The organism is Streptomyces sp. LUP47B, assembly GCF_001746295.1.
Lineage (GTDB): Bacteria > Actinomycetota > Actinomycetes > Streptomycetales > Streptomycetaceae > Streptomyces.
The window spans coordinates 39,201-58,328 of record NZ_MJAH01000001.1; the positions used below are offsets into that span (position 1 = coordinate 39,201).

Below are 19,128 nucleotides of genomic sequence, written 5' to 3' on the forward strand. Positions count from 1 at the left end.
TGCCGCACTCACGTGAGGGGGCCGGGCCCGTGTCGGTGCCTGCGGGCAACCGCAGGCAGCGCGTCCCAACGACCAGGCCGGATGGGCGAGATGCCTGTGCTGCCCGAGAGAGCGGGCGGCGCCGGGCCAGGGAGCGGCGACGCTTCGAGGACCTGGAACGCCCAAGGCGCGGGCCGGATGAGCGTCGCCGGAAGAGGAGCAGGGCGGCAGGCCGACCCCCGAGTTCGCCGCGGCTGCTCGTGGTGAGCACCTTCGCCCTCGCCCTGGTGGGTCTCGTCCTGCTGGGTATGCTGCACGGGCAGGCGCCACCGGCTGCCAGGGCGCCGTCAACCGCCACCACTGCTACTCCTACGGCCGCATCGGCTCGGACCACGGCAGCCTCTGCGCCTGCGGGCGGCCGGCCGACCACTGGCGCGACGACCTCCACACCATCCATCACACCGGCACGGTCGGCCCCCGCGCCTGCTCTGCCGCCGCACGGCGAGGGCATCGCCGGTGACCGGGCCATCCAGGAGGCACTGGAGTCAGCGTGGCCCGCCGACCTTCCCGCCGCCGACGAGCGGGAGTTGCTCGCCACCGGGCGCGCGCTGCTGCGCGCGGACGCCACCGGTGTCGGCCGTGCGCGGTGGCCGCACCTCTTTGCCGGCTCGGGCCAGGCCCTGGCCCCGGCCTTCGCCACCGGCCGCTTCCGCATCCAGGCCGCGATCGCCCGCCGCGACGGCAGCCCGCAAAAGGCGGTGGTCCATCTGGTGTGGGCGGGCACGGACCGCGGCGGCACCTTCACCGACCTGCGCATCACCGACTGGTTCTTCACCCGCACCACGACGAAAGGAGCAGGCACGTGGACTCCGCAGTCCCGCACCTGACACACCCGGCTATCCAGAACGCTTCCGGTCAGGTCCTTGGCGCGATCGCCTGGCTCGCCGGGGCCGTCGACTGGCTGTATAGCCACTGGTACTTCCTGGTCCTGGCCGTCTGCGTGTGTTGGGGGGCGGGCGAGATGGTGGTGCGGCGCCTGGCCAGGCGCGCCAGTGCCGAGCGGATGGCCCTGGAGCTCACGCCCAGCCGGCACTTCGACCCCGGCCTGGAGGAGATCTTCCGCCGCGGGGTGCAGTTGGCGCGTGCCTCGACGAGCATGCCGTGGTGGGCGCCGCGCCGGTCGAAGACGGTGCAGATCAGGCTCCGCGCGGACGGCTCCAGTGCGCTGCGCTACCGAGTCGAAGGTCCCGCGGGTGCGCAGCGGCTGCTGTCCATCACCCCCTTCGGGCCGAACGTCACGGTCGAGCGGGCCCGTCCGATTGCGGACAAGCCGCGCGAGCACGTGGTGCGGGCGGAGTTCATCCTGCGCGGCAAGCTCACCGCACCCTTGCGGGAGGTGCCGCTGGATCCCGACCCGCTCCAGCCTCTGGTCGACGCCGTGTCCGACCTGCGCGCCGAGCTCGGTGACCTCGCCGAGGTCCGCCTCGACATCCAGCGCGCCCCCAAGTGGGCCCTGCGCGCCCGCCGTCTGCAGCTCATGAGCACCGCGCGCCGCCGGGAGCGCCGGGATACCCAGCGCGTGGGCCGGTGGGTGCGCCAGGACGCCGCCGGGATCGAGGATTCGCTGCTGTGGAATCTGCAGGCGCTGGTCGCCGGCAAGAGCGGATCCGGGGGGCGGCGGCTGGTGATGCCCCCCGTGCCGCGCCGGGTGGATCCGGGCGAGGCGCTCGGCAAACTCGCCGACGACGACCACCTCGTCCGGGTGCAGTTGCTGGTGATGTGCGCATCCAACACCGGCGGGCGCGCCGAGGCCCGCCTGGCGCAGCTTCAGGCCGCCTTCGACATCTTCGGGGGCACCTCGCGGTGGGCGATGCGCGGCTGGCGGCTGGGGCCGTGGCGGGTGGGTGCCGATCAATGGCCCACCCGGCGCGGCTTCGAGCGCCGCTGGCAGCTGGGGCAGTGCCAGCCGCCCCGCGCGAACTGGGTCCGGCTCGATGAACTGGTCGGGCTGCTCAAACCGCCCACCCTCTACTGCCGGCTTCCCCTGCTCGCCGGTGACCTGCCGACGTTCGAGCACGGCAATCCCGGCCTGCTGCTCCAGGGCATCTACCGGGAGAGCGACGGCCGGACGCGTCTGGTCGCCACCCACACGGCCGAAACACTCTTCGAATGCGGGGTGGGCAAGGCCGGCGGCGGGAAAACCGAACGCGCCCTCGCGCAGGCGATCGCCTGGGCCCACAGCGGCGGCGGGCTCATGTTCGTCGATCCACACCGCGACTCCTGGGCTCGCGCCGCCACGTTCCTCGCCCACGACCACCTGATGGAAAGGATCGCGCTGATCGACCTCAACACCGCGGGGCCGTCTCCGATGCTGAGCTCCTGGAACCCGATCGCCATGCACCACGGGCAGGCCCCGCACGAGGTGGTGGAAGCCGTCACCGACGCGTTCGCCGCCGTCCTGGGCTGGGACGATGCAACCGCACCGCGCGCACTGACCATCCTCACCTCGTGCCTGGCCGTGCTGGTGGCCGTCAACCAGGCCGCCTGCCAATCGGGCCGCAGCGAAGACCAGGCCACCCTCTTCCACATCCGGGCCCTGATCTCCGATACCGGATTCCGGGCCGTGGCACTGGCCGCCGTGGCGGACCGGCTGGACGAGGAGACCCGGCAGTGGTGGCAGAAGGTGTTCCCGACGTTCCTCCCGGACGCGTTCGCCGTGGTCCTCAATCCGCTCGCCCGGCTCGCCGCCCACCCGGTCACCCGCGCCTTCCTCGGCCAGCCGGTCGGCGTCTACAACAGCCGGGCAGCCATGGACCAAGGAATGATCGTATGGGTGTGCCCGGGCGGCAACGGCCCCACCGACCGGCTCCTGACCGCGCTGCTCGCCCGCGACCTGCTGCGGGCAGTCCGCTCACGTCGGGACACCCCCGAGGACCAACGGCGCCTGTTCAAGCTGTACTTCGACGAACTGATCACCCTGACCGGCGCAGCCCCGGAGACCATTGCGTCGATGTTCGAGGACTTCCGCAAATACCGGGCCACCGTGCACGGCATGACCCAGCTCCTGGGCCGCCTGCCAGCCCCGGTACGGATGTCGCTGACACAGAACGCCTCCACCCTCGCCTCCACGGCAGGATCCCCAAGCGCGATCGCCCCCATCACCGCCGAATGGGGCGACAAGCCCACCCCCGGCGAGGTCGCCACCCTCGACCGGTACGAGCACTACATCTCACTCACCGTCAACGGCCGCCGCATCGGCCCCATCCGCATCACCGGCCCACACCTGGACAAGGTGTTCGCCGACTACGCCCGCCCCCGCAAGGTCGCCGCCCTGCAACAGGCCGCCCGCGCCACCGCACAAGCACAACCGCTCACCGACCTCCTTGCCCGGGCCGCCGCACAGCAGGACCGCGTCCGCGCCTTCGTCACCGAACGGGCCCCAGCCGCCACGGCCGACGTCCGGCTGAGCAAGCCCGAGGAGCGTTATACCTGACCCACCCGGCGATCACTCCTGATGGACGCCCCTCCGCTGCCCTTTCAACGCGCAATCCGCAGCCGGGTCGTTAGCAGAAGTGATGGTAGAAGCGATGGATCGAATAACTCGAAATCCGCTTTCTATTGTGGCCGTGTACGTCCCGAGTTGTACGGGTGAACGCCTCTTTCACGCTGGGAAGTTGACTGGCATAGGCGTAATCTTGCGACTACCCGAACGCATCACCGCAGCTTGGATTGGGCCGTGGCTGCGGAGTGCCGAACACGGCACCTGGGGCAGCGGTCTGCCGCACACCGCAGTACGGGGAGACCACGTGACAGACGACCACAACAGCTCAGTGACCACGATTGTTCGCATCCGGAATCGTCGCACGGTGTCGACGGCACTCGTGGCCCTTGCGGCGATGGCCACAGCTGCTGGCTGTTCCTCCGGCAATAAGGACGAGAGCGACCAATCGCCCGCGCCCAGCAGTACGGCTCCCACCAAGACCGTTTCCGCTGACGAGGCGCAGGCCCGCAAAGCCGTCATCGCCGCCTACCAAGGCATGACCGATGAGCAGGTCAAGGCTTACGCGAAGTCGTCCCTCGCCGGGAGCAACATCTCCAAGTACGCCACTGGCAAGGCTCTGCGAGATGTGAAGAACGCGGTCTTCGTCAACATGCAGAACGGCATCGTCGTCCACGGGGAGCCCGAGGTGACAGCGGACGAGGACGACGTGACACTCGAGACCGCCAGCAAGCCTCAACGTGCGTCCCTGCAGGTGTGTTTCGACATGAACACCTGGGAGCCAATTGACAAGAAGACTGGCAAGAACGTCGCTCCGCCCAAGCAGGTAAAGCGGTACACCATCACCGTCCAACTGCAAGAGCAAGGGTCCCGGTGGCTGGTCACTGAGGAGAAGGCGGACAAGGAGAAGAAGTGCTAAGTCGCCGCGCCCTTGTCTGCTCCGTGTTAGCCGCATTAGTCGCCCTGGTGTCAGGAGAAGTCACCGCGTATGCCGATGGCGGCAAGGTCGTTTGTGACGAGAAGGGTTTCTGCCGAGTCGTGGCGGAGGACACCACCACCACGCCGGGCAAGGAAGGTGACGGCCAGCAGGCTTCAGACGGCAGCACCGGCAAGCCCAAGTGCTACGACAGCAACATGGACGCCGACACGGACGTCCCCTGCTACCTGAAGGGCTTCGGCTACTGGGTCAACGGCAGCAACTGCTACTTCCAGCAGGCCGATCCCCAGCCACCTGCGGGCGATCCCCGATGGGAGGGCCACGACCCCGCGGATGGCGCGGTATATGACGCCTACTGCCCCGACAACCCGAACAAGAACTCCCAGTGGTTCGCCCAGCCGCCCAACGGCGGCGCGGGTGTTGACCCGGAGGTACTGGCGCAACAGGCCGTCAGGAAGCTGAGACTGCTCGGTCCGGACATCGCCAGCCCACGGGCCGCCGGGCGATACACCGTGGGCGTGCCGCTGTGGATGTGGGTCAACCAGAGCGCGACAACGTACGGTCCGCAGTCCGCGTCGGCGTCTGCTGGCGGAGTGACCGTCACGGCCACGGCGAGGGTCTCTCAGATCGTCTGGCAGATGGGCGACGGTGTCACGGTGACCTGCCGGGGCCCGGGCACGGTCTACCAGGCATTCGCCGGCATGGCGGAGTCCCCGACCTGCGGCCATGTCTACACCAAGACGTCGGCTGGCGCCCAGGGCGACAAGTACCCGGTGACAGCGACCTCAACGTGGGCGATCGACTGGGAGGTCACTGCTGGCGGAGGCGGGCAGACCGGCCAGCTCACCCAGATCCAGCAGTCGCAGATGCAAGTAGCGATCGGTGAAGTCCAGGTCGTCAGGTAAGGCGCCGGAAGGATGAAGCGTTGAGTAAGACGGAAGAGCGCACGGCTCCGCACGTGACCGCGCAGGGTCAGATGGCCGGTCCGGTGGCACCCCCGCGGGTATCGGCCCGCCGTCGCCGACCAGGTGTTATCGCCCTGTCCCTGGCGCTGATCGCCGCCGGAGGGGCCGGCGTTGCCGTCCTGATGCTCCAGGTCGGCAACCGCACCGAGGTGGTGACCGTCGTCCGCGACGTCCAGGTCGGCCAGGTGGTGACCGAAGACGACCTGGGCAAGGCCTCTCTTGCCCTGGATCCGTCCGTCAAGGCGGTGCACGGCGCTGACATGGACTCGGTCGTGGGCAAGCGGGCCACGGTCGAACTCAAGCCCGGCTCTCTGCTCGCTCCCTCCCAGGTGACCAAGGACTCGCTGGTGAAGGTCGGCGAGCAACTGGTGCCGATCGGGCTCAAGCCCGAGCAGGTACCGGCAACGGCGCTCGTGCCGGGTCAGAAAGTGCAGCTGGTCCACGTCCCGGCACAGGGGCAGGCAGACAGCGGCAAAACCGCCAGCACCCCGCCGGAGGCCATCGACGGGCGGGTGGTGAAGGCCTCCAGTGCCGCTCCCGGCACCGGGACCGTGGTCGTCGACGTCGCCACCACCGCGGAGGACGGCCCGACCGCCGCCGCGTGGGTGTCGGCCGGCACGCTGCGCCTGGTCCTCGCTGCTCCGGACGGCACCTGATGGCGGTGATCGCGCTCGCCGGGTGCAGCGGCGCGCCCGGCGTGACCACGAGCGCTCTGGCCCTGCTGCTGTCCTGGCCCGTTGCCCCGGGCCGACGGATGATCCTCGCCGAGTGCGACCCGGACGGTGGGGCCGTGCTGCATGGTCTGCTGCAGGGTTCACTCGGTGACCGGTACGGGCTGCGCAACCTTTCCGTGGCCGCCCGCAAGAACGAGTTCAGTGACGCCTTCTGGCGCCAGCTGATCGACCTCAGCAGTGAGGACGGAAGGAAGGATTCCCCGCGCGACCGGCTGCTGCTGCCCGGCATCACCGACCCTGCGCAGGCCGCGAGCCTGGGCTCGGTCTGGAAGGTCCTGGCGCAGATGTTCCGCGGCATCGACGCCCAGACCCAGCACGACGTCCTGATCGATCTCGGCCGTCGCGGGGCGTACGGGCCGTCCGGCGTCCTGGCGGAGCAGGCCGACGCTGTGTTCGTCGTGGTCCGCAACACGCTGCGCTGTCTGCAAGCGGCCGAGGGGCGGGTGCGCACGCTCGAAGAGCGCGTCGGCGACGTCGGCGTCGTGATGATTGACGAGGGCCCGTATCCGGCGGGCGAGGTGCAGCGGGTTCTGCAGGTGCCGGTGGTGGCCACGCTGCCGTACGCGCCGAAGGACGCCCGCGTGCTGTCCGACGGCGTCGAGCAGCCGCGCCACTTCACCAGGTCGCCGCTCATGAAGGCCGCCCGCATGGCCAGCACTCCCCTGATGCAGCGGGCCGCCATGCGCCGGGCCCGCCTCGACCCCCGCGGTCTGCGCGCCGCGGGCGGGGAGGTGACCCGTGCACGGTAGGCCGCTGCACCCCGACCCGAGCGTGGCACCACCGCCCCCCACGCGGGTGCCGCACAGCAATGGCACACCCTCATCTGCCGGTGCTGCCTCGAGTACGCATGCGCTCGGCATGGCAGTTCCTCGGGTCACCGTCGACTACAAGGTGGCCCGGGACATCGCCTCCCAGGTCGCCAAGCAGCGCGAGGAACTGCTGAAGACCAAGCCCGATATGGACCTGGCCAGCGAGGAGCAGCGCTGCCTGAACTGGATCGCCGAGGCTGTGGCGCTGTGGTCGGATGCCCAGGCCATGACGCCGCAGGAGGACGAGGCGCTGCGGCGCGCCGTGTACGACCTGCTCTTCCGTGCCGGGAGGCTGCAGCCGTATCTGGACGATGACCGGGTCGAGGACATCATCATCCAGGGCCCGCACGAGGTGTGGCTCGACTACGGCGACGGCGAACGCCGCAAGGTGGGGCCGATCGCCGAGTCGGAAGAGGAACTGCTGGAACTGCTCCGGGAGTTGGCCCGGGGCTCCGGGTACAACGAGCGCACCATCTCCACCGCGAACCCCACCCTCGCGCTGTCTTTGCAGGACGGCTCCCGTCTGCAGGCCATCACCGGGCTGGGTCCGATGACGTATGCGGTCATCCGCCGGCACCGGGTCTCCCACGCCGATCTCGACGAGCTCGTACGGCTGGGCACGATCGACCAGGTTCTGCGGGACTTCCTCGGCGCGTGCGTGCGCGCGGAGAAGAACATCATGATCGCGGGGAAGCAGAAGGCGGGCAAAACGACCCTGATGCGGGCGATGCTCAAGGAGTTCGACCCCGAGTGCCGGTTCGCCACCATCCAGACCGAGGATGAGCTGTTCGCCCACGCCAACGGCTACCACCGCCAGGTCGTCTCCCTGGTCGGCCGCGAGTCCAACGGCGAGAAGGACGTCACCGGGCGTGGCGCCGGCGAGGTCACGCTGCTGGATCTGATGCATCCCGCGCTGCGGATGTCGCTGGAGCGGATCGTGGTCGGCGAGGTCCGCGGGCCCGAAGTCGTCGCGATGATGCAGGCGTTGACGAACGGGTCCGGCGGCAACCTGTGCACGATCCACGCCCGCCGCCCCGACATCATCTTCGACCGGATCGCAGAGCTGTACGCGCTCGCCCAGCAGAACCTGTCCGAGCAGCTCGCCTACCGGCAGACCGCCAACGGCCTGGACTTCATCGTCTACGTCGACATGACCGACGAGACGCAGATCGGCGGCCGCCGCCACCGCTTCGTCTCCCACGTCCTGGAGCTCACCGGGATCGGCGAGAACGGCCGCCCGGCCACGAACACCATCTTCTCCCCCGGCACCGAATTCGGGGACCTGCGGGCCGTGCCGCGCATGGATCCCGGCTGCATCGACGACCTGCGGCGCGTCGGCTTCGACTCCGCCCTGCTGCAGCATCCCTACGGGGCCTGGCAGGCGCCGCTGCCTTTGAAGGTGGAGGTGCGCCGGTGATCCTTTTGTGGGGGCTGCTGTGCGGCATGGCCGTCATCGGCGGGCTGATCGGCATGGTGGCCGGTGTCGTGGGCACTACCGCCCCGCGCCGGGCTCCTCTGCGGCAGCGCTGGAAGGTCCTGCGCGCAGGAAAGGCGCAGAGCGCGGACGTCCGGCTGCGGCGCCGGACTCTGGCGGTCTTGGCGGCCGCGGTCTTCGTGGCCGTGTGGCTGGTCTCGGGGAACTTCGTGGGCGGAGCACTGCTCGGCGCGGCCATCATCGGGGTGCCGTGGCTGATCACCCCAGCGCAGATGGCGCAGGAACGCATCGGCCAGCTGGAGGCGCTCAGTGAGTGGACCCAGCGGCTGGCGGGCCTGCTCCGGCTGGGCATGGGCCTGGAACAGGCAATGATCACCAGTCGGCAGGGGGCGCCGGAGGAGCTCGCCCCGCAGATCGTCAACCTGTCCGACCGGCTGCGTCTGGGCTGGCGCCCGGACGGAGCACTCCGCGCGTTCGCCGACGAGCTCGACGACGTCACCTCGGACAAGGTGGTCGCCGCGCTCATCCTGTCCGTCAACGACCGCGGCCCGGGCCTGGCCCAGGCGCTGGAGGATTTGGCGGGCACGGTCCGCGAGGAAGTCGCCAAGAAGCGCGCCATCGAGGCGGACCGGGCCAAGCCCCGCACCACCGTGCGGTGGATGACCGTCATCACCGTGGGCATCGTGGTGGCCGGGTTCTTCGTGCCTTCCTACACCAAGCCCTACTCCACGCTGCTCGGACAGTTGGTGCTGGCGTTCCTGACGGCCGGGTTCATCGGGGTGCTCGCCTTGATGCGGCAGCTGGGGTCCTTCCGCCGCATCCCGCGCTTCCTGATCACCGACCCGTCCAGCACCGTCCGTCTGCCCCAGCCTGCGGCGGAGACGGATGTGCCGGTCGCCGGCCGTGAGCCGCAAGGAGTCACCTCATGAACCTGCTTCCCGTCGTGGTGACCGGTGGCACGGTCGGTGCCGGTCTAGCGCTGCTGGTACGGGAACTCCTGCGTGCCCAGCCCGCCTTGGGGCCGGCTCTCGCGCGCAGCGCCCCAGCGACGTTGACCATGCCCGAGGCGGAACTGGACCGCGAGGAGAAGTGGGGCCGGTGGCTGCTGGCCCGGCTCGAGCGTCTGCCCGGCGTCCGCATCCCCACCACCAACCGGGCCCTGCTCGGGCAGGGCCCGGGCCAGTTCATGCTGAAGAAGACCGCGCTCGCTGGTCTCGGCCTGCTCTGCCCGGTGATCGCGACGATTCCGTGGATCATCGCGGGCGTGTCCCTGCCGTTCTACGTGCCCGGCGTCGTGGGACTCCTCATCGCGGGGCTGCTGTTCATCACCCCCGATCTCGCGGTACGGGACCAGGCCAAGCGTGCACGGGAAGAGTTCGCGCACGCGCTGTCCGCCTACCTCGACCTGGTCGCACTCAAGCGGGCCGCCGACGCCGGCCCGGCCGAGGCCCTGGAGAAGGCCGCCGAAGCCGGCGAGGGCTGGCCGTTTTTGTATCTACAGGGCGCGCTGCGACGGGCCCGGCTGGAGAAGATCCCGCCCTATGAGGCGCTGACGCAGCTCGCCCATGAGTACCACCTGCCCGTCCTGGACGACGTCGCCGACATCATGCGCGGCAGCGCGACCGACGGCGCCGCCGTCTACAAGGCGCTGCGGGCCCGCAGCGCAGCCCTCAACGCCGAACTGCTGGCCGATCAGGCCGCCGAGGCGAACGCGGCCAGCGAGAAGATGACCGCGCCTGGAGCCTTGTTGGCCGTCTTGGTCATGCTGCTGATGGCTTTCCCCGCGGTGATCCGCATGCTGACCGTCTGAGACCAGCACCTCATTCAACGCCCCAGAGAGGTAAGGAACATGAAGCACACCGCAGCCCGCACCCGCCGCGCGGTGCTCCAGGCGACCACGCCCCCGCACACCGGCTCCCGCACCGCGTCCCGCGGGCGGGGCCGTGGCCGCCAGGGCGCCCAAGCCCGCGTTAATCGTGCGGTCCTCCGGCTGACGACCCGAGTGCAGGAAGGCCTTGAGGAGGCCGCTCGCCGACCGGACCGCGGCGACATCAGCACCACCACCGTCATCATCTGGGTGGCCGCCGTCACCGGTGCCGTCCTGATCGCCGGGACCATCGCCGTCGTGATCGCCAAGTACAACGGCCAGCTCAACGGCCTGTGATGCGAGCTCCGGAGCAGCTGAAGGGCTGGTGGCAGGGGCGAAGATGGCGCGACGACCGGGGTGACACCTCCATCCATATGGCGATCATCTTTCCGTTCGTGCTGCTTGCCACCGTGGCCGTCATCCAGGCCTCCATGTGGTACTACGCACGGCAGATCGCCCTGACCGCTGCCCGCGAGGGCCTCACCGCGGCCCGCTCCTACGAGTCGAACCCGGCCGACGGTGCGACCCGGGCCCGCGAGGTCCTTGGCCGGACCGCTGGCGACAGCCTGCGCGGCTACAGCGTCTTTGTCGGCAGCGACGGGCAGCGGGTGCGGGTTCAGGTCTCCGGCACAGCCCTGTCGATGATTCCCGGCCTGTCGGGCTTGCAGGTCAACCAGTCGGCATCCGGCCCCGTTGAGCGCTGGACCGTCCCGGGAGGGTGAACCACGTGCGATTCACGGACCGATGGGCCGGCAGGCTCCGCAGCGATGAGGGCAGCGCCGCGATCGAGGCTGCCATCATCCTCCCCGCGCTGATCATGTTCCTCTGTATGGCGATTGCCGGGGGCCGCATCGTCACCTCCGGAGCGAAGATCGACGCAGCCGCTGAGGACGCGGCACGAGAGGCCTCCATTCACCGCACAGCGGGAGCCGCGCAAGGCGCCGCACAGGCGGCAGCCGCCGAGTCCCTGACCGACCAGGGCATCAAGTGCGCCAACACCAGCGTCAACATCAACACGGGCGGCCTGAACGTACCGGTGGGGCAGGTAGGGACGGTCACCGCGACCGTGACCTGCACAGTCAATCTCTCCGATCTGCTGCTCCCCGGGGTTCCCGGAGCGAAGACGCTCACGTCGACCGCCACCTCGGTCGTGGACCAGTACCGGCAGCGGGGTGACTGATGATCTTCCATCCTTCAGGCCCGCGGCTGAGACGGCTGGACGACGCGGGAGGCATCACGGTGTTCGTCGCGGTGTGCGTCATCGCGCTGATCGGGATCATCGGCGTCGCCGTCGACGGCGGGAGCAAGATGCGTGCCACGGAACGCGCCGACTACCTCGCCGGTGAAGCCGCCCGGGCAGGCGGGCAGGCCATCGATCCCGCCGAGGCCATCAGCGGAACCGCAATCGTCGTGGATCCGCAGGACGCAGTGGCCGCCGCCCAGGCCTACTTGGGCTCCGCCGGCGCCACCGGCACGGTCAGCGTGTCCAGCGACGGCAAGACCCTCACCGTCAACGTCACCGGCTCCTACGACACGAAGTTCCTGTCGGCGGTCGGGATCGGCTCGCTGTCGGTGACCGGCCACGGCACAGCCACCCTCCTGCACGGTGTCACCGCTCCTGAAGGAAACTGATGCGCACCGCCCTCTCCCCCGCCGCGACGGCCGGCCGCACCCTGGCTCGGGTCCTCAAGGCCGTGCTCAGCTTGATCGTCCTGGCCGCCGCGGTCGCCGGGCTGCCGCTGCTGCTGGCCTGGGCCACCCCGACCATCTGGGGCGCCACCCACGACGACCTCACGCACTTGCTGGACCGGCAGGACACCGGGGCGGTGTTCCTGCTGCTGCTCATCGCGGTGGGCTGGATCGGGTGGGCACAGTTCGCGTTCTGCACTGTCCGCGAACTGATCGCACAGCTGCGTGGTCGCACCTGGCGCGCCCCGCGCCCTCTGGGTTCCTCGCAGCGGGCCGCCGCTCTTCTGATCGGCAGCATTCTGGTCCTGCTGCCGACGAGTTCGGCTCTGGCCTCCGACGCGCAGGCAGCACCAGCCACGACCGCAGCCCTCACCCCCGGCCAGGCAACGCAGGCCGCAACGGCCGCCGAAGCCGATCACGCCCCCGCGTCCGCGGCGAGCACCTCGAGCAGCCCGTCGTTGTACACGGTGCGCGAGATGCGGCCCGCGGAAAGCCTGTGGGGCATCGCCGAGAAGGAGTTGGGAGACGGCGAACGGTGGCGGGAGATCGCCGACCTGAACGAGGGCCGGACCATGGTCGATGGCCACGTCTTTCGCGCGAACAGCTTTCTGCAGCCCGGCTGGCAGCTGGAGATGCCCGATACTGCGGGAGGCGTCCGTACGCAGCTGCAGGACGGCGTCCCGGCTGCCGGCGAAAAGGGCGAGCACGTCGTCACGGTCCACTCCGGCGACTACTTGTCGAAGATCGCGGAGGACGAGCTGGGCGACGGTGACCAGTGGCCTCGCCTGTTCGAGGCCAGCCGGGACAAGCCGCAGCCGAACGGGCTGCCCGACATCTCCGACCCGGACGTCATCTACGCGGGACAGCAGGTCACGGTGCCCGGCGCCCAGCCCGGCCAGCCGCCCCAACACCACGACCACGGTGATGAGTCGCAGAGCCGAGAGACCACTCCCGAGGCCACGCAGAAGCCCGACGGTGAGCAAACGCCGGGCGGGAGCACAGGAGACGGCCAGGCGCCCGCGCCCAGCCACACCGCTGCTCCCGCACCACAAGCGTCGGCCCCCAACACTCAGGCGAGCCGCCCCGCCGAGGACGGGCAGCAGGATCAGGCCTCCCCGCCCGCATCGGCCTCCCCGACGCCCGGGCCCAGCACCAGCGCCTCGCCCCCTGCCACCTCGCCATCTGAGTCGTCCAGCTCCGCCACCTCCTCACCCCCCGCCACGGCGTCCGAGTCCCCGGTGCCGGCCCCGTCCAGCGGCCCGCTGAACCTGCGCACCGTTCTCGGCGCCGGCGCGCTCTTGGCCGCCGCCATCACCGGGGCTCTCGCCCTGCGCAGGACACTGCAGCGCCGCCGCCGCAAGCCCGGCGAGAAGATCGCTATCGCCGCGGAGACATCCACCGCAGAGGCCCAATTGGCCGCGGCCGCCGAGCCGGCCGGCGCTGCCCGCCTGGACGTGGCGCTGCGGACCCTGGCCCACCGGGCGGCCAAGGAGAAGGACCCTGCGCTCAGGCCGGCGCTGCGGGCCGCACGGATCGGCACCCGCACGGTGGAGGTACTGCCAGAGGACCTCTCCCAGGAGGCACAGGCGCCCTTCGTCTTAGGACAGGCCGGTTGGTGGATCCTGCCCCCTGATGCCGTCCTCCTGGACGAGGAGGCCGCCCGCGAGATGCCGGCACCGTATCCAGGGCTGGTCACGGTCGGCACCACCGAGGCCCATGAGCTTGTGCTGCTCAATCTCGCGCAGTTGCCTGCGCTGCTGCTGGACGGCAACCCGGTCCACATCTCCGAGGTGTGCACCTCTCTCGCCCTGGAGCTCGGGATGAGCCCGTGGGCCAGTGACGTCGAGGTCGTGACGATCGGGTTCGGCGAGGACCTGCCGCAGCTGCTGCCCACCGCGCGGATCGCCCACATGCGCCAAGCCGCCCACGCACTGCGCGATCTGTCCGAGCGGCTGCTGGAAGCGCACCAGATGCCCGAGACCCAACATCAGCCGTATCTACTGCTGTGCGCGTCCTCTCTGGACGCGGACACCGCCTGGCAGTTCGCCGATGTCATCGACAAGTCCGGCACGGTGCCCGTCACCCTAATCGCTCCGGCCAGTTCGGCGGCCGCACACTTCCCGGAGGCGGAAATCCTCAACGCCTCACTCAGCGAACCGCAGAACCTCGACTACACCGGCCTCGACATCACGGTCCAGCGCCTGGAGCACGCCGCCTACATGCAGATCACCACCGCCCTGAAGGTGTCCGGGCAGCCGTCCCACCCGGCCGAAGGTCCCTGGCAGGACGTCCCGGACGAGCCCGACACGGTGCAGCAGCCGGAGCCTCCCGTATCGGAGGAACCCATCGCGCCCACGCCCGCTCCCCCGAGCCCTGCGTCGGCAGTGGTAGCGGACGTGGGCAGCGAAGTGTTCCCTGCTCTGCTCGCCGCCACCTCCGATCCCGCTGGACTTCGTCTCCTGCCCACGACATCGGCTCAGGCCGACGCCCAGCCAGGCCAAGACACCGCAACAGCACCCCCGGCCCCCGAGCCCGTGGCGACCGCTCACACCACGGGAGAAACGGCCGCGGAGGCTGACGACCGCGAAGACTCCGCGGAGGAAAGCAACGAGGAGCGCGAGGCACACGACCTGCACGCGCCGGAGATCCGGGTCCTGGGCCCGGTAGAGGTGACCGGCGTGAACAGCACCGGCCACGGCCCCAGAATGGCGCAACTCGCCGCCCTGTTGTTCTTCCGCCCCGGGCGAAGCTCCGACGCCTTGTGTTGCGACATGGATCCCGTCAGCCCCTGGTCCCTCAGCACCCTCAACGCCCGGATGCAGGGCCTGCGCCGCTCCCTGGGGAACGACCCGACCGGCGACCCCTACGTGCCGCGCCGCAAGACCGGCGAGAGTCCCTACCGCCTCTCCCCCGCCGTGCGCTGCGACTGGACCCGCTTCCTCCAACTCGCCGAGCGCGCCCTGCCGCTGGGACCGGCCGGCCTGACCGATCTGGAGAGGGCACTCACCCTGGTGCGGGGCCGTCCCTTCGGCGGCAAGCCCCTGCCCTGGGCCGAGCCGTACCAGCAGGAAATGATCACGCGGATCATCGACGTCGCGCACACCGTGGCCACCCACCGCACACCCCCAGGCCCGCACCACGACCTCAGCACGGCCCGCCGTGCCGTCGCGACCGGCCTCAACGCCGACGACACCGCGGAACTGCTGTATCGCGACTGGTGCAGAATTGAGGCCGCGGCAGGCAACCGTCAGGGACTGCACACCGCCATCACCCGCATCCAACAAGTCAACCGCACGCTCGACTGTTCGCTCGAGACAGAAACCGAGCAACTCATCAACGAACTCCTCAACGCCCCGGGCCCGGCGACACCCAAGGCCCTCTCACCGATGTGAGCGCAGATGCTCGGCGCGTCACTGATGGCGGGGGGCGACATCGCGGGCCGCGTAGGCGAGGAGTTCCTTGGCGGCAGCCTCGTCGGAGGCCGGAGGCCGTGCACGCCACTCGGCCAGGGTGTCGCGGACGGTGTGCGCAACGGCCCTCTCGTGCTGCACCAGGTCGACGTCGAGAGTCGTCACGTCGCCGCTCTCTGCGCGGCCCGTGACGACGACGGGGCCCGCCAGTGGGCACAGGGGAATGCCCCGCCACGCACTCGCCAGGGCCCACGTTCTGCGGAAGACCGGTCGTTTGGCCCTCACCGTGGATGTGCATGAGTGCCCGCCGGTGGTAGATCCCTTGGCTGACGGCGTCAGCAGATCCGACGTGTTCCAGGATCGCCAAGTACGCACCAGTCAGGGGGAGGTCGGGGTCCGTGACCGTCGCGTCGGTGGTGATGTGCAATGCGTGCATAGGTCCTCTCGTCAGGACGCATTTAGGGAATCGGACCGTGCAAGACCGCACTGCGCAGGTCTGCGCAGTGATGACGATGCCTGCGTAATGCGTGTCTGATCAGGGGTTTCTTCCGATTTCGCAGCCTAATCCGCGTCGCGGGGTGCGGGCGTGCAACGGTGCACCTTGGCTGGCCCTACTGTTGTGCGTCGGCGTGCTGGCGTTGGAGGGCCTGCCGACGGCGCTCAAAGTCGACGGTGTTCTCGGTGATGTAGCCGGTGGTGACGGGCTTGTTGTACTGGGCGGTGATGCCTCGGGCTGCGCAGTCCTGCGCAACGGCGTCCGCCTCCGGCTGCTCGTTGCGCAGCCGGTGCTCGGCCCAGACGTTGTAGACGCGGAACGGCAGGAAGTACCGGCGCAGAGTGGCGGGGCTGACCGGTTTGCCGCCCCGGCCGTGCATGTCCTTCCGCGCTAGGTAGGGGGATAGCTGCTCAGCCGTCGGTTCCTCGCCGTGCTCGGTCTGGTATTCCATCCATGCCTGGTAGTAGCGATCGACCGTGGTGCGGACCGCTCGCGGCCCCGCTGAGTCTTCGGGCCCGGGCCGCGGGGTGTCGATGGCGGCGCTCACACGCGAGGGCCGATTCTCCTTGGCCGGTTGGGTGCCGGTGCCGGTGCCGGTGCCGGTGCCGACCGGAGTCTGCTCGGGCTGGTCAGCGTTGAGGAGGGGCTCAACGGAGTCGGCGATCTCTTGGTCACCGGTCTCCGGTTCCGCCTCGTCGAACTCGCGCTGCCGGAAGGTGGAGACGAAGTCCTCCAGGTCTTCGGCCGTGATGGGCTGACCGTTTCCGCCGGTGATCTGGTCCCGTCCGTAGACGTACGTGGCGAGGGCGGCGGCATCGGGATAGGCACCGTGCTCCTGCGCGTAGGTACGCCAGGCGTTGTAGAAGTAGTCGCCCCAGCCGTCGCCCGCGCCCTGCAGACCGTCCTGAGGATCTGTCTCGGGATCAACGGAGGGCGCGTGACGCTCCTTGAAGAGCGTCAGCAGGGGTTCGAGTTGCTCATCGGACAGCGGCCCACCGGCCGCCGTCGCGATGCCGTACCGGTCTTGGAGCCAGAGAGCGAACTGCGCACTCGTGGGCTCGAATCCAAAGGCGGCCACCCATTCCTGGTAGGCGTTGGCGAAGTGCTGGACGTTCCCCGCATCTCCAGAGTCGTGCGTCTGCTCGGGGTGCGGGGCTGCGATCGGCGCCATCGGCTGGGGCTCCCGGCCGCCCACGTTCATGGAGTCCTGCTCCTGGTCGACGGCGGCCTCAAGTCCCGGGCTCTGCCGCTGCGTCGGAACCGGAGCCCGCTCGACGGTGAACTGGATCGGCGGCTCGTCGATGCCAGCGGCGGCCAGCCCGGCCGGGGCCGTCTCGGCAAGGGGAACACCGTAGCGGGCAAGGCGGAGCGGCATCAGTGCCTCCACCGGGGCCTTGCGTCGCCAGGCGCGGCCAAAGCGGGAGTGGAGGCTGGCCTGGTAGACGAGGCGTTCCTGCTCGAGCCGGATGACCTGCTCGTAGGAGCGCAACTCCCACAGCTTCATCCGGCGCCACAGCAGGAAGGTAGGGATCGGCGAGAGAAGCCAGCGGGTGAGACGGACGCCTTCCATGTGCTTGTCGGCCGTGATGTCGGCGATCCGGCCGATCGCGTGCCGGGCTGCCTCGACCACGACGACGAAAAGGACCGGGATCACCGCGTGCATCCCAACGCCCAGCGGGTCGGGCCAGGCCGCCGCGCCGTTGAAGGCGATGGTGGCCGCCGTCAGGAGCCACGCCGTCTGCCGGAGCAGCGGGAAGGGAATGCCGATCCAGGTCAGCAGGAGGTCCAGGGCCAGCAGGACGCAGATGCCGGCGTCGATGCCGATCGGGAACACATAACTGAAGTTCCCGAAGCCCTTCATCAGAGCCAGCTCACGCACAGCAGCGTAAGACCCCGCAAAACCGATACCAGCGATGATCACGGCACCGAACACGACGACACCGATGAGAACCCCATGCACCCGGGTCAGCTCGGCTAACCCGGCCCTCCCCGCAGTCACCGTCCCACTCCCCTCATCCCTACTCACAACTGCTCTCACACTGCCACGTGAGAGCCCGTTTGTGGCCTACGGGAACAAGACGGAGGGCCTCTTCCTCACCTACCGCGCCACCAGCAGCCTCGATCCCAGAAACCCGACCCCGCCGCGGCCGCCACTCAGTGCACACCTGGCNTCAGGAGCCACGCCGTCTGCCGGAGCAGCGGGAAGGGAATGCCGATCCAGGTCAGCAGGAGGTCCAGGGCCAGCAGGACGCAGATGCCGGCGTCGATGCCGATCGGGAACACATAACTGAAGTTCCCGAAGCCCTTCATCAGAGCCAGCTCACGCACAGCAGCGTAAGACCCCGCAAAACCGATACCAGCGATGATCACGGCACCGAACACGACGACACCGATGAGAACCCCATGCACCCGGGTCAGCTCGGCTAACCCGGCCCTCCCCGCAGTCACCGTCCCACTCCCCTCATCCCTACTCACAACTGCTCTCACACTGCCACGTGAGAGCCCGTTTGTGGCCTACGGGAACAAGACGGAGGGCCTCTTCCTCACCTACCGCGCCACCAGCAGCCTCGATCCCAGAAACCCGAACCCGCCGCGGCCGCCACTCAGTGCACACCTGGCCCGTGGCAACGCAGCATCCCGCTGAGCCCGCCTCATCGACGCCCTACTCCCCCGGCCCCAGCCATACGCGCGCGGCGTACGCCACCCCAGCCCCTCCCGGTCGCCGCCCAGCCCGAGATCCGCCCGGCTCGTACGCTCACACGGTGCAGGAACCCAAGAGGATCCCGACAAAGGCGCCAGCCAGGAGAAACGGGCCGAACGGGATCGCAGCGTTACGACCGGCGCGCGGCACGAGGATGAGACCGACGCCGAACAACGCGCCGAACAGATACCCGGCGAATGTGCCGATCAGCACGACCCCCCAGCCGTACCAGCCCAGGACAGCCCCGAGCGCAGGAGCCAGCTTCACATCGCCGAACCCGAAACTCCCCGGGTTGATCAGGAATAACACCAAGTGACAAACGCCGAGCGTGAGAGAGCCCAGCAACGCAGCCCGCCAACTGCCGCCGGCACCAGGCATCAGCGCGGCCCCTCCCAGGCCGACGAGCGCGCATGCCACGAACGGCAGGATGACGACGTCGGGCAGCCGGTGCACGGCGACATCGACGATGGCGAGCACCACGGCAATCGGCGCGAGCAACAGCCACACCAGCAACTCGGGACGGGCCCCAGCAGCCACCGCCAGCACACCACAAACCATGGCCACCACCGAGGAGATGACGGGCGTGTTCGCCCCGAACCTATCGCCG

General features: G+C 69.6%; 16 protein-coding genes and 2 pseudogenes. 14 read left to right on the plus strand and 4 right to left on the minus strand.

What is annotated here, in order from left to right:
* Window positions 1-242: 242 nt before the first annotated feature.
* The 14 genes from BFN33_RS53820 to BFN33_RS00245 all read left to right on the plus strand — a co-directional run bounded on the left by BFN33_RS53820 (window position 243) and on the right by BFN33_RS00245 (window position 15,306).
* Window positions 243-866 carry a hypothetical protein gene (locus tag BFN33_RS53820; RefSeq protein ID WP_256122553.1) on the plus strand — a complete coding sequence of 208 codons (624 nt, stop codon included), beginning with the start codon at window positions 243-245 and terminating at the stop codon, window positions 864-866.
* On the plus strand, window positions 842-3,472 hold the full coding sequence (locus BFN33_RS00185; RefSeq protein ID WP_069757790.1) for an ATP/GTP-binding protein: 2,631 nt from the start codon (window positions 842-844) through the stop codon (window positions 3,470-3,472). The genes BFN33_RS53820 and BFN33_RS00185 overlap by 25 nt, the downstream gene beginning before the upstream one ends.
* Window positions 3,473-3,785: 313 nt before the next feature.
* Window positions 3,786-4,397, plus strand: coding sequence for a hypothetical protein (locus tag BFN33_RS52525; protein WP_141757895.1), 612 nt, complete (start codon window positions 3,786-3,788; stop codon window positions 4,395-4,397).
* Between the two features lie 47 nt (window positions 4,398-4,444).
* Window positions 4,445-5,320 (plus strand): ATP/GTP-binding protein, encoded by an 876-nt coding sequence (locus tag BFN33_RS53825; RefSeq protein WP_256122554.1) that lies wholly within the window; start codon window positions 4,445-4,447, stop codon window positions 5,318-5,320.
* A 71-nt stretch (window positions 5,321-5,391) separates the two neighbouring features.
* Window positions 5,392-6,036, plus strand: coding sequence for an SAF domain-containing protein (locus tag BFN33_RS00200; protein WP_069758858.1), 645 nt, complete (start codon window positions 5,392-5,394; stop codon window positions 6,034-6,036).
* Window positions 6,036-6,863 carry a hypothetical protein gene (locus tag BFN33_RS00205; protein ID WP_069757792.1) on the plus strand — a complete coding sequence of 276 codons (828 nt, stop codon included), beginning with the start codon at window positions 6,036-6,038 and terminating at the stop codon, window positions 6,861-6,863. Before BFN33_RS00200 ends, BFN33_RS00205 begins: the two co-directional genes overlap by 1 nt.
* 109 nt (window positions 6,864-6,972) lie before the next feature.
* Window positions 6,973-8,340: a CpaF family protein gene (locus BFN33_RS00210; RefSeq protein WP_069757793.1), complete on the plus strand. Its 1,368-nt coding sequence runs from the start codon at window positions 6,973-6,975 to the stop codon at window positions 8,338-8,340.
* Window positions 8,337-9,287, plus strand: a complete 951-nt coding sequence (locus tag BFN33_RS00215; RefSeq protein ID WP_079140430.1) for a type II secretion system F family protein — start codon at window positions 8,337-8,339, stop codon at window positions 9,285-9,287. Before BFN33_RS00210 ends, BFN33_RS00215 begins: the two co-directional genes overlap by 4 nt.
* Window positions 9,284-10,168 (plus strand): type II secretion system F family protein, encoded by an 885-nt coding sequence (locus BFN33_RS00220; RefSeq protein WP_069757794.1) that lies wholly within the window; start codon window positions 9,284-9,286, stop codon window positions 10,166-10,168. The genes BFN33_RS00215 and BFN33_RS00220 overlap by 4 nt, the downstream gene beginning before the upstream one ends.
* Window positions 10,169-10,207: 39 nt before the next feature.
* Window positions 10,208-10,522: a hypothetical protein gene (locus BFN33_RS00225; RefSeq protein ID WP_069757795.1), complete on the plus strand. Its 315-nt coding sequence runs from the start codon at window positions 10,208-10,210 to the stop codon at window positions 10,520-10,522.
* Window positions 10,522-10,947 carry a TadE family protein gene (locus tag BFN33_RS00230; RefSeq protein ID WP_176742261.1) on the plus strand — a complete coding sequence of 142 codons (426 nt, stop codon included), beginning with the start codon at window positions 10,522-10,524 and terminating at the stop codon, window positions 10,945-10,947. The genes BFN33_RS00225 and BFN33_RS00230 overlap by 1 nt, the downstream gene beginning before the upstream one ends.
* Window positions 10,944-11,405, plus strand: coding sequence for a TadE/TadG family type IV pilus assembly protein (locus tag BFN33_RS00235; RefSeq protein WP_176742262.1), 462 nt, complete (start codon window positions 10,944-10,946; stop codon window positions 11,403-11,405). Before BFN33_RS00230 ends, BFN33_RS00235 begins: the two co-directional genes overlap by 4 nt.
* Window positions 11,405-11,857: a TadE/TadG family type IV pilus assembly protein gene (locus BFN33_RS00240; RefSeq protein WP_079140432.1), complete on the plus strand. Its 453-nt coding sequence runs from the start codon at window positions 11,405-11,407 to the stop codon at window positions 11,855-11,857. The genes BFN33_RS00235 and BFN33_RS00240 overlap by 1 nt, the downstream gene beginning before the upstream one ends.
* Window positions 11,857-15,306 (plus strand): LysM peptidoglycan-binding domain-containing protein, encoded by a 3,450-nt coding sequence (locus tag BFN33_RS00245; RefSeq protein ID WP_069757796.1) that lies wholly within the window; start codon window positions 11,857-11,859, stop codon window positions 15,304-15,306. The genes BFN33_RS00240 and BFN33_RS00245 overlap by 1 nt, the downstream gene beginning before the upstream one ends.
* An 18-nt stretch (window positions 15,307-15,324) precedes the next feature.
* Here BFN33_RS00245 and BFN33_RS52940 read toward each other — a convergent pair whose 3' ends face one another.
* From BFN33_RS52940 to BFN33_RS00260, 4 genes and pseudogenes are all read right to left on the minus strand, one after another.
* On the minus strand, window positions 15,325-15,489 hold the full coding sequence (locus BFN33_RS52940) for a hypothetical protein (protein WP_176742263.1): 165 nt from the start codon (window positions 15,487-15,489) through the stop codon (window positions 15,325-15,327).
* A 1,628-nt stretch (window positions 15,490-17,117) separates the two neighbouring features.
* A pseudogene (locus tag BFN33_RS00250) lies at window positions 17,118-17,780 on the minus strand (DUF2637 domain-containing protein); the annotation flags it as partial.
* Window positions 17,781-17,991: 211 nt separating this feature from the next.
* A pseudogene (locus tag BFN33_RS00255) lies at window positions 17,992-18,268 on the minus strand (DUF2637 domain-containing protein); the annotation flags it as partial.
* Window positions 18,269-18,575: 307 nt separating this feature from the next.
* Window positions 18,576-19,079, minus strand: a complete 504-nt coding sequence (locus BFN33_RS00260; protein ID WP_370743247.1) for a prepilin peptidase — start codon at window positions 19,077-19,079, stop codon at window positions 18,576-18,578.
* Window positions 19,080-19,128: the final 49 nt, after the last annotated feature.

Bases quoted from the DNA above. Each gene is read 5' to 3' on its own strand.
- BFN33_RS00200 (WP_069758858.1), top strand. From the start codon at position 5,392: ATGGCCGGTCCGGTGGCACCCCCGCGGGTATCGGCCCGCCGTCGCCGA.
- BFN33_RS00205 (WP_069757792.1), top strand. From the start codon at position 6,036: ATGGCGGTGATCGCGCTCGCCGGGTGCAGCGGCGCGCCCGGCGTGACC.
- BFN33_RS00210 (WP_069757793.1), top strand. From the start codon at position 6,973: ATGGCAGTTCCTCGGGTCACCGTCGACTACAAGGTGGCCCGGGACATC.
- BFN33_RS00220 (WP_069757794.1), top strand. From the start codon at position 9,284: ATGAACCTGCTTCCCGTCGTGGTGACCGGTGGCACGGTCGGTGCCGGT.
- BFN33_RS00225 (WP_069757795.1), top strand. From the start codon at position 10,208: ATGAAGCACACCGCAGCCCGCACCCGCCGCGCGGTGCTCCAGGCGACC.
- BFN33_RS00230 (WP_176742261.1), top strand. From the start codon at position 10,522: ATGCGAGCTCCGGAGCAGCTGAAGGGCTGGTGGCAGGGGCGAAGATGG.
- BFN33_RS00240 (WP_079140432.1), top strand. From the start codon at position 11,405: ATGATCTTCCATCCTTCAGGCCCGCGGCTGAGACGGCTGGACGACGCG.
- BFN33_RS00245 (WP_069757796.1), top strand. From the start codon at position 11,857: ATGCGCACCGCCCTCTCCCCCGCCGCGACGGCCGGCCGCACCCTGGCT.
- BFN33_RS00260 (WP_370743247.1), bottom strand. From the start codon at position 19,079: ATGGTTTGTGGTGTGCTGGCGGTGGCTGCTGGGGCCCGTCCCGAGTTG.